13 protein-coding genes, 1 tRNA gene and 1 pseudogene are annotated in these 15,794 nt (G+C 42.5%); 6 read left to right on the plus strand and 9 right to left on the minus strand.

Annotation, left to right across the window (positions count from 1 at the left end; all coding sequences use genetic code 11):
- A partial coding sequence (locus tag F9K33_15575; protein KAB2877747.1) for a hypothetical protein occupies nucleotides 1-299 on the minus strand: 299 nt, incomplete at its 3' end.
- A 14-nt stretch (nucleotides 300-313) separates the two neighbouring features.
- Entirely contained in the window at nucleotides 314-2,953 is a 2,640-nt protein-coding gene (locus F9K33_15580) for an MMPL family transporter (GenBank protein KAB2877748.1), read from the minus strand.
- Between the two features lie 232 nt (nucleotides 2,954-3,185).
- Here F9K33_15580 and F9K33_15585 point away from each other — a divergent pair, with 232 nt between their 5' ends.
- The gene (locus F9K33_15585) at nucleotides 3,186-5,492 is read left to right on the plus strand and encodes a transglycosylase SLT domain-containing protein (GenBank protein KAB2877749.1); all 2,307 of its coding nucleotides are present in this window, start codon (nucleotides 3,186-3,188) and stop codon (nucleotides 5,490-5,492) included.
- Between the two features lie 79 nt (nucleotides 5,493-5,571).
- Here the strand turns inward: F9K33_15585 and F9K33_15590 are convergent, their stop codons facing one another.
- Nucleotides 5,572-7,011: a DUF2851 family protein gene (locus F9K33_15590; GenBank protein ID KAB2877750.1), complete on the minus strand. Its 1,440-nt coding sequence runs from the start codon at nucleotides 7,009-7,011 to the stop codon at nucleotides 5,572-5,574.
- Between the two features lie 59 nt (nucleotides 7,012-7,070).
- Here F9K33_15590 and F9K33_15595 point away from each other — a divergent pair.
- Nucleotides 7,071-7,156, plus strand: a tRNA-Leu gene (locus F9K33_15595).
- Nucleotides 7,157-7,220: 64 nt separating this feature from the next.
- Here F9K33_15595 and F9K33_15600 read toward each other — a convergent pair.
- A pseudogene (locus tag F9K33_15600) lies at nucleotides 7,221-7,584 on the minus strand (hypothetical protein).
- 1 nt (nucleotide 7,585) lies between these two features.
- The gene (locus F9K33_15605; protein KAB2877751.1) at nucleotides 7,586-7,816 is read right to left on the minus strand and encodes a DUF433 domain-containing protein; all 231 of its coding nucleotides are present in this window, start codon (nucleotides 7,814-7,816) and stop codon (nucleotides 7,586-7,588) included.
- A gap of 401 nt (nucleotides 7,817-8,217) precedes the next feature.
- On the opposite strand from F9K33_15605, the gene F9K33_15610 reads away from it, so the two are divergent.
- Together F9K33_15610 and F9K33_15615 are read left to right on the plus strand one after the other, a co-directional pair.
- Complete coding sequence (locus F9K33_15610; GenBank protein KAB2877752.1) at nucleotides 8,218-9,288, plus strand: WG repeat-containing protein; 1,071 nt, start codon at nucleotides 8,218-8,220, stop codon at nucleotides 9,286-9,288.
- Between the two features lie 123 nt (nucleotides 9,289-9,411).
- Nucleotides 9,412-9,900 (plus strand): hypothetical protein, encoded by a 489-nt coding sequence (locus tag F9K33_15615; protein ID KAB2877753.1) that lies wholly within the window; start codon nucleotides 9,412-9,414, stop codon nucleotides 9,898-9,900.
- A gap of 318 nt (nucleotides 9,901-10,218) precedes the next feature.
- Here F9K33_15615 and F9K33_15620 read toward each other — a convergent pair whose 3' ends face one another.
- On the minus strand, nucleotides 10,219-11,352 hold the full coding sequence (locus F9K33_15620) for a hypothetical protein (GenBank protein ID KAB2877754.1): 1,134 nt from the start codon (nucleotides 11,350-11,352) through the stop codon (nucleotides 10,219-10,221).
- 101 nt (nucleotides 11,353-11,453) lie between these two features.
- On the minus strand, nucleotides 11,454-12,140 hold the full coding sequence (locus tag F9K33_15625) for a TetR/AcrR family transcriptional regulator (protein ID KAB2877755.1): 687 nt from the start codon (nucleotides 12,138-12,140) through the stop codon (nucleotides 11,454-11,456).
- A 182-nt stretch (nucleotides 12,141-12,322) separates the two neighbouring features.
- Here F9K33_15625 and rsmA point away from each other — a divergent pair, with 182 nt between their 5' ends.
- Nucleotides 12,323-13,117, plus strand: coding sequence for a ribosomal RNA small subunit methyltransferase A (gene rsmA, locus F9K33_15630; protein KAB2877756.1), 795 nt, complete (start codon nucleotides 12,323-12,325; stop codon nucleotides 13,115-13,117).
- Nucleotides 13,096-14,460 carry a magnesium transporter gene (mgtE, locus tag F9K33_15635; GenBank protein ID KAB2877757.1) on the plus strand — a complete coding sequence of 455 codons (1,365 nt, stop codon included), beginning with the start codon at nucleotides 13,096-13,098 and terminating at the stop codon, nucleotides 14,458-14,460. The genes rsmA and mgtE overlap by 22 nt, the downstream gene beginning before the upstream one ends.
- Here the strand turns inward: mgtE and acpS are convergent, their stop codons facing one another.
- Complete coding sequence (acpS, locus tag F9K33_15640; protein ID KAB2877758.1) at nucleotides 14,461-14,829, minus strand: holo-[acyl-carrier-protein] synthase; 369 nt, start codon at nucleotides 14,827-14,829, stop codon at nucleotides 14,461-14,463.
- Between the two features lie 6 nt (nucleotides 14,830-14,835).
- The coding region (locus F9K33_15645; GenBank protein KAB2877759.1) for a sigma-54-dependent Fis family transcriptional regulator at nucleotides 14,836-15,794 on the minus strand (959 nt) is incomplete at its 5' end.

A 15,794-nucleotide genomic window follows, 5' to 3' on the forward strand; every position in this document is an offset into this window, starting at 1 on the left:
CACGATTTTATCTCGGCCATCATTGCATCTTGCTTATCTTTCGTTAATGCCCCGCCAGTATAAATCATCGCCGCGGCTGATCCGGTGACGGCAGCTTGCTGGCCTGTATTTTTTGTTCCGATATCCGAACTGTCCGCTCGAAACCATCCGGGTTTACTTAATCCAGAAGTTGCCCCGTCACCCGCCCTCTTGATCGAGCGATAAACGGGCTGCGGAGTGCAGTTGAAGTGCAGGAAAGCTGCAACGGTTATAACAGCCGCACCACTTGAATTGAACAACACGTTTTTAATCCATTTCATGTAATTATTCATATTTACTTTTTTTGCGTTATAGGCTTTTTAATATTTTGTGTCAGGCGATCGGCGACGTTCACACTCGAATCGGGTTTCCATATTCGTTTCCCCCACAATCGCAGCATGGCGGGTAGAATAATTACCGATGACATAGAACATATAATTATTCCAATGCTGCACATATAACCCAGGCTGGACAATCCTTGATTGTCAACAAATATCAATGAACCAAATCCCATGACCGTGGTGAGCGCCGAGAGAAACATGGATTGCCCTGTTTCATGAATCGCAGCAAATACATCGTGACGCTGATCTTCAAGATATCTTGAAATAATATAAATGCCGTAATCGACACCGGAGCCTATCAATAAAGGAAGTGAAATCATATTCACAAAATTGATCTTAATGCCCAGGAGTCGCATCACGCCCATAATCGCCAAGATGGAAAAGGTCAGCGGCACCATACACACTATCACGGCCCGCAGATTCCAGTACTTGATAACAACAAGAACCAAGACCGCAATGAGCGACGCGATCAATGCCACCACAAAATCTTTTTTTACCAAAGTTAGGAATTCCGCTGTGACCACACGGATTCCTGTTATGATTATATTTTGATCCGCTAATTTTGGATCGGTTTCCACGTCTTTTATGAAATTATTGACTATGTTAATATCATGCGTTGGCCCGGTCAATTCTACCTGCGTAACTACTTTTTTTAGTCCGTTCTTTTCAACGTAATAATGCTGCATGATATCGCCAAAGCCTTCATTTTGAAAACTATGGATGGTAATCGGCTCGCTCACGGTGAGCATCCTACGAAGCCGCTCTAATCGAAAATAGTTCATTCGAAGCCCCTGCTTGGTCATTTCCAGCCGAATCTTAAATAAAATACTTTCAACGTCCAGACTGCCGATCTTGTCGAGATTTACTCTTTGATGCTCGACGGACGGAAGATACCGTAAGAGTGAATTATATTCTTTTACTACTCCTTCGGTTTCCAACCTGTCCATTTTATCATTCAGCAGGTGAAGTTTTTGTATCAGGGCCTCGTCTGTGGTTGCAGAACAAACCACGCTGATCGGCTTAAAATGACTGCCGAACTTTTCCTGTAGACGTTTGATCATCTTCACATCCACGTCGTTCTTACTTCGGATGTTCTCTATGTTCTCATCAAACGTCACGCCAATGCCTTTGTCACGGCTCGGAATCGCGCCGAAGAGAACCGCTACCATGAAGGTTGTGATTACAATACTCCCGGTCGTAATGTATTTAGGATGGCGTAGTACAAACCTTGACAGAAGACCTAACAACTTGCTCAGCAGCAGCTGTAAATAATTTCCTCTAAGATGTGGTTTCCGATCACGTAGCTTGATTTCGGCCGGCATTATTATCAGAACAGCCATAAAAAGAATCAGAATACCGACACCCCCGATAAAACCGAGTTCATATAATCCCCTAAACTTGGTTATCATAAGGACTGCAAAAACAAATGCGGTGCTTACCACGCCATAGAACACACTGGTTCCAGTCTCGCCGAAAGTGATTATCAAGTTTTGCAGAATCGTATTGTGCCTGGAATGCCTCTCCTGCTCAATAAAGCGGTTGTAAATGTGAATCGAATAATCGACTCCTAATCCAAGCAGCATCGCACCCGCAGCGGCGGTAATGATATTAAATTTTTCGAACATCAAATCGCCTACACAAAACACCCATGATACGCCTGCCATGATTGGCGCCATTATAAAAAATAATGCTCGAAGATTGCCATAGAACAAATAGAACAGTACCAAGATCAATATAATGACAATGAATGAACTGTCTATCAGGCCTTGTTTTACCGCGCGTGCATTCGACAAAGCCGAAACATAATTGCCGCCAAATGAAATTTTGATCTCATCCCTCTCTTCGCCAAGCGATGCAAGAAGGGAATCGCAAATGATGTCGTTACGGTCAACAAACGCCTCGCAGAACTTTGTGTCGTTGGATGCACCCGTCGGTTTTACAAAAAAAAGCAGGGTTTTTTTATCCTTGGACAAATAGTAACTTTCTTTATCTTTCAATAACGAAGCATTTTGCCGGCCAAGCATTTTTTCCACGTACGGCAAAAACATTTCTGAAATCAGCAGCGGATCTTCGCGCAGAATTTTTTTAAGTAACGGGTCGGGCGGTACGGGCGCATTCAATATATTTTTGCAATTGAGTATGAGTCTTTCGATCTCGGCGTCATCAAACCTTTTCAATACTGAATCCAGATCGGCAGAAGAGAGATAGAGAAGGCCGTTCTTAATAAAAAACTCTTCTATGAACGTTTTTTGATTGTCTGTGATTGAATAATTGCAACTCACCACCATGCCTGTTCCCATGAGGGCTTCATCTAATTTTCCGGCAAAAGATTTTAACAGGTCGGCATCCGCAGGCAGAGAATCCGGGGTTTCAATTAACGTAATATGACGATCCTGAGCGCCGAAATCTTCGTTCACTTCCCAAAATTCCTTGATCAGTTTTGAATTCTGAGGCAGCAGGTCAAAATTGTTAGTGCTAATTTTGATCTGAAGCATATAATAAATCGAAACGGTTGTCAGTACTGCGACCGCAGGTATAACAAAGCGGGCGTGCTTGTAACAAAATTCAGCAATATTCGACAGGATGGTTTTCATTCACTTCTCCGATTATCAACGCCCAATAATATCATATTTAGAGTTCATTTTCAACCTTAATTCCAAAACGGAAAATTGCTGAAGCAATCATGATATTGAGTGAACGCAGAGTGAAAAAATGCATTTTGTTAGAAAACTCAACCCCATGGCCATCAGCAAATTACTATTTGATAATACCCGTTCAATTGATTATAATTTTTTTGGCAGTTTCATCAGTTAAAGTGAAAAGTATATGACTATTTTTTCGTATTTTAAGCCGTGTCAGATACTGTGGCTTATGTACTTTTTGTGCGTGTCGGTCTGGCCTCCCCTTCTTGCACAGACTGCATTAGGCATTGAATCATTCACTTATCTTCTTGATCATCCATCAGAACGGCCGTATAGTAGCTATATGACCCGCGCAGATCAATTTTATAAACAACGCGATTATCGCCATGCTATTTATAATTTTAACTTTGCCAGAGAATTAGAACCGAGAATTTCCAACGATTTCTTGTTTAGCTTTAAACTTGGTTATTCGTATAAGGCCACCCACAAATTTGATTCCGCGTCGGTTCATTTACTGAAAGCCTCGGCAGATCCGCTCATGGGTGATTACGCCTTGTTTCAATTGGCACAAATCTTTTCAAAGCAGGATAGCGTAGCTGAAGCGATCACTCATTTTAAAAAGCTGTTACAGAAATTCCCCAATACGGTTTTTTATATTGAAACCTGCCTTAATCTTGCCGGCCTCTTATTTAGTCAAAATCAGCCTGATGCAGCCGATGTGTATATTAATCAAGCCGCCGGTATTCTAAAAGACGACCCGGTTATGAGAAATGTATACCAAAGCCGTATTCTCCTTTTACGAGGGAATAGTTATGTTCAAAAAAATAATTTCAACGGCGCCTTGGAGATATTTCGTAAAATTCAGGAAGATTTTCGTTATACCGACGAAGCCTATAAGGCCAAAATTTTAAGCGAATCGATTCGCAGGCAACAAAATACACCTGCGACAATAGATCAATTCATTGATGGTAATAACGTCCTCATTCTACAAGGATATTATCAAATGGCTTTGAATGAACTGGCCGAAAACAAAGCCCGCTTTACGCTGCCACATGATCAGACTGAAATTGAATATAACATCGCGCGAATTTATTTCGCCCAAGGTTTGTATAACGCGGCGATCCCCCGTTATCAATACCTCTGGAAAAAATACCAGCATAAAGAATCCTTATTTAATTTGGGCAAAGCCGCAAGATATCAGGGCGATCTCGCGCTCTCCACGTCCGCTTATCGTGACTATCGCGACAAAGCGTTCTTAACATCTGCTTGGAAGAACTATATTACTTATGAGATCGCCAATAACTTTTCTGCCATGGGTGACAGCGCAAGCCTCCGACAGGCTAATCTTTACTACGCTGAAGTTCGCCTGAAGACTCCATTATCTGCTATCTATGGCTACACAGCCGCTTTTCGAACGGCATTTAATTTATATAAATTATCCGAATATGACTCTTGCATCGTACTGCTTGCAGAAATTCAAAATGCAGTAGACTTTTTAAAGCCCAAATGTCAATTCTGGACAGCAAAGGCGTATGAAAAAAAGAAGGAACTGCAAAAAGCCAATGCAATTTATGAAAGACTGGCGAGTGATCAACCGCGAAATTATTACGGTATGTTGAGTCATTATCTCCGCCGGAATAACCCTAAGCACCCTGATGATAGTTTTTTTTATGTTAATTCATCGGTTGGGCAGGATGAAAAATCGTCGTTGTTCAATTTCGACATGATCAAGAAACTGTATTTTAGAATCGAGCAGGATAACGGGCGATTCTATTTTAATGACCGCTCGTTGCAGTCTCTTGAAAAAGAATTTATCAAAGCGTGGATAGGCAAAGAAATTCTGGAACCAAAGTATGCGCAGATGGAACTTTATCCTCTGCGGAAAAAATATCTTGAGTCGATTGAGTCCGCTGTTCTCTTCAGAAATTATCTGGAATTTCTTGAAGCCTATGATCTGGCGGTTGAAACTAACGTTGCGATGAAGAAAAAATTTAAGTCGTTTTTTAAATCCGAAGAAGAATCGGCAAAACTATTTTATCCGCGTTATTATCAATCCTACGTGCGGCAATACGCCCAAAAGTATGGATTGGACGAGGCGTTTGTTTTCGCCTTGATCAAGAACGAGAGCGCATTCAAAACCTACAGCATCTCCAAGGCAAGAGCCATCGGACTGATGCAGATCATGCCATTCACCGGTAATACACTGGCGCGGGAATTGAACTTAGATCATTTTGAAATGATGGATCTGCAGCAACCGGAAAAGAGTATTCTTCTGGGAACCTATTATCTTCACCAGCAGGCCATGGAATATAAAAACTTTATTCCTGCGATCCTGGGAGCGTATAACGCCGGACCACACAGAGCGGATTTTTGGATGAGGTTTTATAATCCTGATGAACCGGAAGAATTTCCGGAGATCGTGGAACTTTTTGAAACGAATAATTATATCAAGAAAATTCTTCTCGACCGGTGGATCTACTCTCAACCATGATCAGTTTTTCGTCTCCTGCTTAATCCACACAACCAATTCACCGTTTCCCCGATAAGATCATGCAAATATGGAATCGGTTTTATTCGTTTTTATAACGCTCCTCATTTTCTAATCGCATGAGATCATGACGCTCTTCTGTCCAAACGCGCGTTAAAACCGGGCAATCGGCGCAGGCATACGCACTGCAACGTTTGTGTAAATGGATCAACCCTTGCGCGAATTGAACCGTTAGGCGGTTTACCACATCCAGCCTTAACTGTTTTTTCATATACGACAGGATCGAATTCCTCTCAAGGCTTGTCGAAGTATTGTATAACTGTAAAACTTTTCCATGAAGAGTTTTTTTACTGCTGAACTTCGCATGCAAAGCCACGACGGGTAAGACGGCGTTCACCCATATCTCAAAAGCCCGCTGCCTTCCTATCAGGTCCCCTTGTTTTCGTTTTCCCCCGTCTTCCAGCAGATAATGTTCGCTCCAGTGTCCGAATGAATTCACCGTAAGGAACGATATGCAATCCTCAAAAGCATTAGAGGACGACTTTTCAAATGTCAGAATAAAAGTTTTCAATAACGGCCGATTGCGGTTTTGAACCAGAAGCTTTGAAAAACCGGCTAGGCGCAGGGTCGGGAAATTATCCGGCCGGAGCCTGAAAAATTTCCATTCGGTCGAAGACATCGGTTCGACCTTATGCTGCAATTGAAATTCCGACCACAGATTTTCCAGACGCTGAACAAACGGCACAACTTGAAGCGATTTCACCTCTGTTAAAAGGCCGCCTGCTCCCAAAAAAATAGCCTGAATACGCATCAATGCCGTAGCCTCTTCGTCGCTTGCGATCGAATTCATCAGCGTTTGATAGGGTACTTTTTGGGCTAATCTTTGGAAAGGCTCGCGGTTCTTTGAAAATCCGAGTGCATCCATTATGCCCTGATAGAGCAATTCGTTTAGATCGGTTTTCTGACGGACGAACTGTTCTTCAAATTTATTGCATTTCGCCTCAAACCGCTGGCGTCCGTTTTCCAGTATCCATTGATGCAGAAAACCGGCTTCGAGGGTTGGAACGGTGTCATAACAGAAAATATTCTTCCGATCGTCCTGAATGGATTGAATTTTTTGAATCACAGCTGTCAGGCTATCGTTCAGATATTGCCCAATCGCCAGCGTCGGCATGCGTTTATCTTTCGTGTCGTCAACAAAGACCACGTGCAGAATGACTTTTTTGTATGAGACATTCTCCGAATGGCGGTGATGATCCCAATCGGATGTCTTCCAGTGCAATTCAACATCGCCCGTGAGAACTTCATTACCGATCCTGATCTTGGCCTGTATAAAATCCGGCCCTGCGTCCTTATTCCATATTCCTCGATCGAGTATCCGCACCTGTTTCTTGTCCGTGGTCTTTAATTCGTCCATTTTGAGGAACAGGTGAAACCATATCGCCTGTATGATCTGCTCCGATATACGGTCGAGGTTTTCTCTGACGGTCGGCGAATCGGTATGTAATGGGTAATGGAACATGCTGAAGAAAATTATTGCAATTAAATTCAAATATTATAAATTAAGCCACGATTGAATACGCCGAAGTGGTGGAATTGGCAGACGCGCTGGACTCAAAATCCAGTAGGACTCAAATCCTGTGTGGGTTCAAGTCCCACCTTCGGCACTTTAACCCGAGTTAACCGCTCGGGTTTTTTATTTTTCAAAATAGAACGATATAAGAAAAAAATCTAAACAGGTAAGAAGCGAATGCGATGTCTTTTTTCTTCAACACTTATGATAGCGCCACGATCAAGAGCGGCGGTAAGGTCTTTTAAAATGGTATTTAATTTGTTGTTGATATTGGTTGGCGTTTCATCTTCCAGTCTGAAAATAATGACGCTTGGCAAAGTTTCCTGTGAGGCGGACATTAACGCGCCAAAATCCAAATCGAAAGTGAGTATTATTCTTCCTTCGTTTCTTGATTTTTTCAACTATTTTTGAATCCGGTAATTTATGCAGATTCAGTTCTCTCAAATGAATGGCGTCATAACCAGTATCCTTTAGCCATCGAATGGTGGTCTGGGATATTCCCATATCGGCAAGAAATTTCACTCTAAACCTCAGCCGCGGAATGGAGTTCTTCTTTGGTAAGCCAAGCCGCATAGTGCAAACACTCTTTGATATCCTCTGCTTCGAGATCAGGATACTCTTTCAGAATAGCCTCCGTGGACATACCGTTGGCTATCAGATTAATGATAAGCGATACAGGGATCCTAATTCCGCGAATGCATGCCTGGCCGCCCATGACCTGGGAATCAAAAGTAATACGTTTGAAAATTTGCATACCAACTGCTTTCTGATTTAATAACTGTCATAAATTTAGTAAATCGGCCCTACACATACAAATGCTTTTGTTCAGAATGCCCGAATTGAATTCGCAGATGTTTTATTCCCATCGGCTTCTCCGATACGCTCCTCCATCCTTGTGCCTATTTTCACATAAATTCATTGATAGTTTTGTAGATGCCGGTTATATTTATCTGTCCTTCCTTTGTTCTATCTAAAACGGAGAAGCCGGAATATGGATGACCTACCAACAATCTCATTACTGTGAAATCTGCCTAAACGGATTTCATCATAAAGCTACTTTGACACTTAAACAGAGCCCTCGTTTCGTTTTGACGAGGAGTCTGGTTGTTGGCTTGCAGATTCCAACGGTTCCTGTAAATTTTTAAGGAGGAATATATGGAGATAAAAATAGTGACCACGTTTGTGGTATGCATCGTTTTGCTGGCTGTGATATTAGTCGTCGCATGCCGGCCAAAGAAAGACGACAGACTCTACCCTATCGAGGTGAAGGGTCAAATGGGCTATATTGACAAAACGGGAAAAGTAGTAATAGAGCCTCAATTTGATAATGCCGAACTTGAGTGGTTTTCGGAGGAACTGGCAGGCGTAATGATCGGAGATAAACTGGATACAGGAAAAGTAAACCAATACGGCCGCGTGGCTTCGAAAAATACCAAATGGGGCTATATCAACGGAAAGGGTGAAATCATCATCAAAGCGCAATTCGATGGCGGCGGGAAATTTTCCGAGGGGCTTGCGCTGGTGAAGGTTGGCGATAAGTATGGTTATATTGATAAAACAGGAAAGACCGTGATCGAACCCCAATTCGATGCTGCCGGTGGAAATTTTTCTGACGAACTCGCATACATGAATATCGGCGGCAAGTTTGGTTACATTGATAAAACGGGGAATATAGCTATCAAACCCCAATTTGATGACGGCTGGAGTTTTTCCGAGGGGCTTGCGATTGTCAAGATCGGCGGCAAGGGAGGATTTATTGATAAGACCGGGAAGACCGTTATCGATCTGCAATATGAAGATATCGGAGAATTTTCCGAGGGGCTTGCGCTTGTGAAGATCGGTGATAAGTATGGTTATATTGATAAGACAGGAAAGACCGCTATTGCGCCCCAGTTTGACGATGCCTGGGTATTTTCTGAAGGACTTGCGCTTGTGAAGATCGGTGATAAACATGGCTACATTGATCAGACAGGCAACGTCGTTATCAACCTGCAATTTGATACTCCCGGGGGAAATTTTTCTGAAGGGCTTGCCTATATGAAGATCGATGGCAAGTTTGGTTTTATTGATAAAACAGGAAAGATCGTTATCAAGCCGCAATTTGATCATATCGGGGAATTTTCTGAAGGAGGCCTTGCGCGCATGGGGATGAATGTCAAGGAGGGTGGCGTCAGGTTTGGGTATATTAATAAGTCAGGAAAGACGGCTTGGACAGAACCGGAGTAAGTATCTCTTTATATGAAACGGCGTGCGAGACCTTTCCAAACAAGTATTTTTGTTTTACATATCTATTTGTCTATTTCATAGCATGTTCCATATATGTGTCCAATAATTACTTTTGGAGGAGAAATGAAAAAAGATAATAAAAATATGTCACGATTTTCATACGCACTCCATCAAGGAGGCATAAGAGAATTAGCCAACGAATATTCTGGTGAAATATTTGTCACAATTACGGCTGTAGTTACAATTGCGGGATTATACTTTTGGTTTTTTATTTATCCTTCTTTAAATATTGGAGGATCTTCTTTATATGAAACATCTAAGAATGTAGAATGCGGTAATGACATTCAAGATGCTCTTGGTACTTTTCGTAAAAACATGGATATGCCCTACACAATTGAACCTGAGGATTACAAAATTATTTTTAATAATGGACAAATTATCAAGGAATACGATCGCGATGGCATACATTACCGCGCATTTTTCAATATTTTAAATACATCAGAAGGTTGTTTTTTGAAGTTTTTTAAAAAAGGGAAATCTCAACCCGGTCATCATGAAATTACAATGGGAAACTATGGAATCGTTAAGCTATCTAAATGCAATTGCGAATAGTGGATTATCAATGTTATTTGTTTTAGTTTCAAGGGTTTGAAAAACAAACATTTGCCTTGTTGTTTTGAGGGCACTTCGCTTCATATAACACGCGGAATGTGCTTCGTCTCTACATTGTGTCCAAAACGTGGCTTACCTCGGGCCGGAAACTCTGCGAAGGATGAGGAGTCAGTTCTGCCCTGAGCCAGCCGAAGCGTGAGGTCAAAATAAAAAACCTACAAAGCCAAGACAGCCCTGTAGGTTTTTCTCTCACTCCCCATTTCACAAATATTCATTTATTTTGAGGTCACATTTTATGACCTCAAAATTAGCTTAGCCCTACGCATCTCCCTTGAACGGCTTGAATTCGATCCAGTCGTTCTCTTTGAAAATGCCGCGCAGTATCTCCCGGTCTTTATCGGTCGGCAACATTTCCATTTTATATTTCTCGTATTGTTCGGTGGTCAGTAATTTCCCGTCAATAGTATACGTTTGATGCGCGTACGTTCCGATCTTGCGGTTAAATTTAATATCCGGCACGATCAGCTTTGGCTGATCTTCCCCGATCAACGTATTCATATCAACGATCAATTTTGATATCTCCGCATGATACAGCCCGCGCGCCATTTGATTGAGCTGGTCTCTGCGCACCTCTTCGTCCGTCTCGCTTTCATTATAACGGCCTTTGAGCCCCCAGACGTACGCCCAATGTGCATTGGAGGAGCCATCCGTCCCGAATAAGTCATATGCCGTCGGAACCCATTTGTTGAAATATTTTTGCACGATTTCGACGGGAATCTTTCCGGCTTTCAGAATACGTTTGAGTCCGTTATTACCCGTCCCGAGATGGAACGCTTCTTCTTTAAGCATAGGATCCATACTCATGGCAAGTGGCATGAACGATGAATGGCTGAGCATCTTTAACTGAAACTTTCCATCACGGTCGATGAATTCGGTATACGTATACATATCGAGCCAATTTTCCATGACCTCGTTGAAAGAGCCGAGCAGACGCTTTTGTTCATACGCGCGGCGCTCGAGTAATTTCATCGCCTCCTTGCGTCCGCCTTCGCCGAAATGCGTCACCAGAATATGGCTCATTTGCCAGCCATGGCGCATTTCTTCGGCATTGATACGCATGAGTGCATACAGATCGTAATCGCTGGGCGCGCGGTCAACAAGATAGCGCTGCTGTTCGACCGAAGCAAATTCAGTGTCGCCTTGGTATACGATCAACTGTTGGAGGGCATCACGAATTCCCTGATTGGGAATATCAAGCACGCGTTCCCATTTACGGTCGCCTCGGAAATCGCCGAACTCGATTTCGTTGTACCGGCAGGGTTCGTATTTAGGCTCCAGAAGGTAATTGGGAAGAAATCGTTTGAACGTTTTTTCATCGTAACCGATGTCTTTCTTCCATTCAGCGAATATGTCTACCCAATCGTTGAATGTTGATATCTGGGCTTTTAGCATGGACACTCCTTTGCTTAGATTAAATAGATCACTTTATTTAACAATACAATTTTACGTTTTAAGTGCGCCTGAATTGATCAACCCTGATCCCAACTGAGCAGTCAGTTCTTCAGAAATCCATGAAGAAAGAGGTTTACCATTTGATCGGATATTTTCTGAATGGACAGCGATTGATTTTTGTGCTTTTCAGGATTAAACCAGGTGTAAGTCCAGTTCATCATCCCAAATAAAGACAAGGCTGAAATCTTAATTTCCTGATTCAAACGCATGTGGGGTTGATTCGATTTTGTTCGCGCAATGTCCAGCAGCATATTCTCAAGGATTTGCAGATAGGTTTTTTTCTTTGCATTAATCAATTCAAAATACTCACCCGATAAGGAATCCGATTCATGTGACAGAACTTTCATAGCGCTCAGGTGCGTTACAAAGTATTGAAGATGATTATGAACAAAAAGGTTGAGGCGTTCGACGGGATCGCCGGATTGATTTAACTTTTCATTTAATGACAAAATAACGCTGTCGAAAGAATACTGCGAAATGAGGAACAATAGTTCCTCCTTCGTTTCAAAATAATAGTAAAGCCCGGCCAAACTTGTTTTTAGTTCCGCAGCCAAATCGCGCATGGAAGTGTTGTGATAACCGTTTTGAGCAAACAATGTGGCTGCACGGTCCAGAATATCATATAATTTCCCGTGGTAATGAATGCTCTCACCGGCATGATCCTTCGTCAGCATTTGTTTAAATCCCTGATGACGCTTTCCAGCCGCTAATTCAGAAACTATTTCCATAGTGCAGTAGATTTTAAATTATTCGAACGAACGTTCGAATATAAAATTACCGGCCCGAAAACGCAAGAAATATTTATGATTAATTTAGGATTGGAAACATCTCGGCCGGCACAGCCCTAATTCGCTCTTGAATATACTTGCGGAATTCTTTACTTTGAAAAAAATTTCCGGCGGGCGTTAACTTGCACCATATTCCAAAAAAACGATTAAGTCAGAATTTTTTGATCGACTCCAATATCTCGCGGAAGATAGTTGACGCCTCTCACTTATCGCCGGCTGATACGGTGTTGGAAATAGGATGCGGCCAAGGCGCTCTGACCGGAGAGATACTTAGACAAGCTCATCATATCTACGGAGTCGAATTTGACCGTCAACTCTATTCGACACTGAAGCAAGAGCTAAAGGACCAAAAACATTTCACATTATTCGAAGCGGACATTCTTGAATTTGATTTCGATCAAATTCCCGACCACGGTAATAAAATTAAGGTGATCGGCAATCTGCCTTATCATATATCGAGCCCGATCATTTTTAGGCTGATCGATCAGCGGGATCGGATTAACACCGCGACTATCATGCTCCAAAAGGAAGTGGCACTGCGCCTGGTGTCCGAACCGTCTTCGAAGGACTATGGCATTTTATCTGTTTTTTGTCAGTACTTTGCCGTTTGTAAAAGGCTGTTCGATATTCCGCCATCGGCTTTTTTCCCACGACCGAAGGTTGAGTCGTCCATTGTTCAGTTGACATTTAGGGACAGTCCGCCGCCGGTGAGTGATTTCGACACATTCAAACAAGTTGTTAAAAGAAGTTTTAATCAGCGCAGGAAAATGCTGCGAAATTCATTATCCGCTTTTGTCGGAAAAAGATCAATTGATTTCAACCTTCAATTGCGCCCGGAGCAGTTATCCGTTGACGAGTTTATACGCTTAACCGACTTACTTTATCAAAACACTTTATGCGTGAAAAATCAAAAATAGAGATCGACAAGGAATTTATCGACGATATTAAAGATCTCGTGGATTCCAAAGCCGAATATTTGCTTAAAAATATTCTCAGTGATTTGCATCCGTCGGACATTTCCGAAATTCTGGATCATCTCGACGAGGAAGAGCGTAATTACGTATTCCAGATCATTGAAACCGAGAAAGCATCTGAGGTTATCCTCGAGCTGGATAACGCCTCGCGTGAAGACATTCTTGAAAATCTGGATGAGGAACAGATTTCTGATATGTTGGATGAAATGCAGTCGGATGATGCGGCAAATATTGTGCAGGAATTGGATGAAGAAACCGCTGAAAAAGTTCTGAGCCAACTCGACTACGAAGACTCGCAGGAAGTCAAAGAACTTCTGAAATATGACGAGGATTCGGCCGGCGGATTAATGCAGTTGGAATTCGTCAGCGTTTTCGTCACCGATACCATACATGAGGCTATAGAAGAAGTTCGCGAAAAATCCAAAGACGTTCAAAAGATTTATGATATTTTTGTTGTGAATCATGACAACCAATTGGTCGGCGTACTTTCTACAGAAACGCTTCTCATGGTCTTTCCTGACAAATTAGTTTCCGAAGTAATGAATCATGAATTTGTTTTTGCGACGACGCATCAGGATCAGGAAGAAGTTGCCAAAATATTTAAGAAGTACGATCTGGTTACTATTCCGGTTACGACGCCATCGGGTAAGTTGGTCGGCCGTATCACGATTGATGATATCATTGACGTCATTGAAGAAGAAGCGTCTGAAGACGTGTCAAAAATGGCGGGATCCGTCAATGAAGATGTAACGGAAACCTCCAGCTTCCGGATATCAAAATCACGCCTCCCATGGCTTTTGACCGCGATGGCGGGTGAATTGGTCGCTGCGTTTGTTCTCAGCCGTTTTGAAAATTCAATCCAAACGATTCTTGCGCTGGCTTTTTTTCTGCCGATCATCATGGCAATGGCGGGAAACATCGCAATACAATGCTCTTCGATAGTCATTCGCGGTTTAGCAACAGGTGAAATCGGCGTCCTGGACATTCAACGGCAGATATTCAAGGAAATTCGAGTTGCAGGAATAAACGGCATCATATTGGGAGTAGTTCTGGGAAGCATCGTAGCCTTGTGGATAGGAGACGTTCACATAGCTATCGTGGTGGGAACGGCGCTGATCTGTGTGATCTTTTTTGCCGCTTTTAACGGAACGGTGTTTCCGCTCATTTTGAAAAAATTTAACATCGACCCGGCTTTGGCGGCCGGTCCTTTTGTTACCATGACGAACGATACGCTCGGCATTTTTATTTACCTCGGCATAGCTACATTTTTTCTGCTTAACAGATAATTATTTTTCGATTATGACTACGGCTGTTGCATAACTGTGGGAGTGCGATACGCTGAGATGGATGCGGGTAGATTGCAGGTGCTTTTTTAATTCATTAAAAAGAAATACATGCGGGATGCCCTCGGGATTAACCTCGACCGAAACGTCCGTCCATGTGTGCGTGTGGTTTCTTCCGAGATGGGCGGCTTTTACCAAAGCCTCTTTAGATGCAAATCGGACGGCGAGTGAAGGATAGGGATTTTCCTTTTTTAAACAATAGTCGATTTCTTCCTGTGTAAATATCCGTTTAAGGAATTTATCGCCGTACTCCAAATGGCTTTTCTTAATTCGTTCGATTTCAACTATGTCGGTTCCTATGCCGAATACCATATTTTCTTATTCGATATTATGATCTTTTATCTTTTTATATAATGCCGGGCGGCTGATACCCAAACGCCGTGCCGCTTCCGCTTTGTTATCCCCTACTTCCCCCAGTACTTTCAAAATTACGATCTTTTCCACTTCGCCTGCAACAGCATCCGATATCAATTTGAGCGATGTGTTTTTTTTGATAAAATGATCGATCCAAATTTGCTGGTCATCTGAAAATTCGAAATGACTTAAAAAAGGCATTCCCTTACCGTTTGTTCCGTTACGATTACCGGAAAGTGTTTGTGCCGTACTGTTAACGTCAATTTTATTGCCGGACGACATTATTACCCATCTTTCGATCATGTTTTCCAACTCGCGTACATTTCCCGGCCAATCACGCCCTGTCAGTTCATTCAAATAATCTTCAGACAACTTTTTTAGTGCCTCGCCGTTTTTACCTGCATACTTTTTTAAAAAATGGTTTGCTAATAAAGGTATGTCGTCTTTTCGATCGCGTAAGGCGGGAACCGATATGGTGACAACGGCCAGACGATAATAGAGGTCGTCCCGAAAAAGTTTTTTTTCAAGCAATTGCAGAATAGGTTTATTAGTAGCTGCGATAATTCGCGCATCAAACGGGATCGATTGGCTGCTGCCGACCGGTTTGATTTCTTTTTCCTGAATGGCGCGAAGTAATTTCGCTTGAACGGTCAAGCTGACATCTGCGATCTCGTCCAGAAACAATGTGCCTGAATCGGCTTCAAGAAATAACCCCTTTTTATTTGACGAAGCGCCGCTAAACGCGCCTTTCACATGGCCGAATAACTCACTTTCTAAAAGGCTTTCTGTTATCGCGTTGCAGTGAATAGCAATAAAAGGCCGATTCTTTCGCGAGCCTTCAGTATGAATCGCTCTCGCAACTAGCTCTTTTCCGGTTCCGCTTTCCCCTTCTATCAGAACTGAAGAATCATTGGACGCGACGG

Source organism: bacterium (genome assembly GCA_008933615.1).
GTDB lineage: Bacteria > CLD3 > CLD3 > SB21 > SB21 > SB21.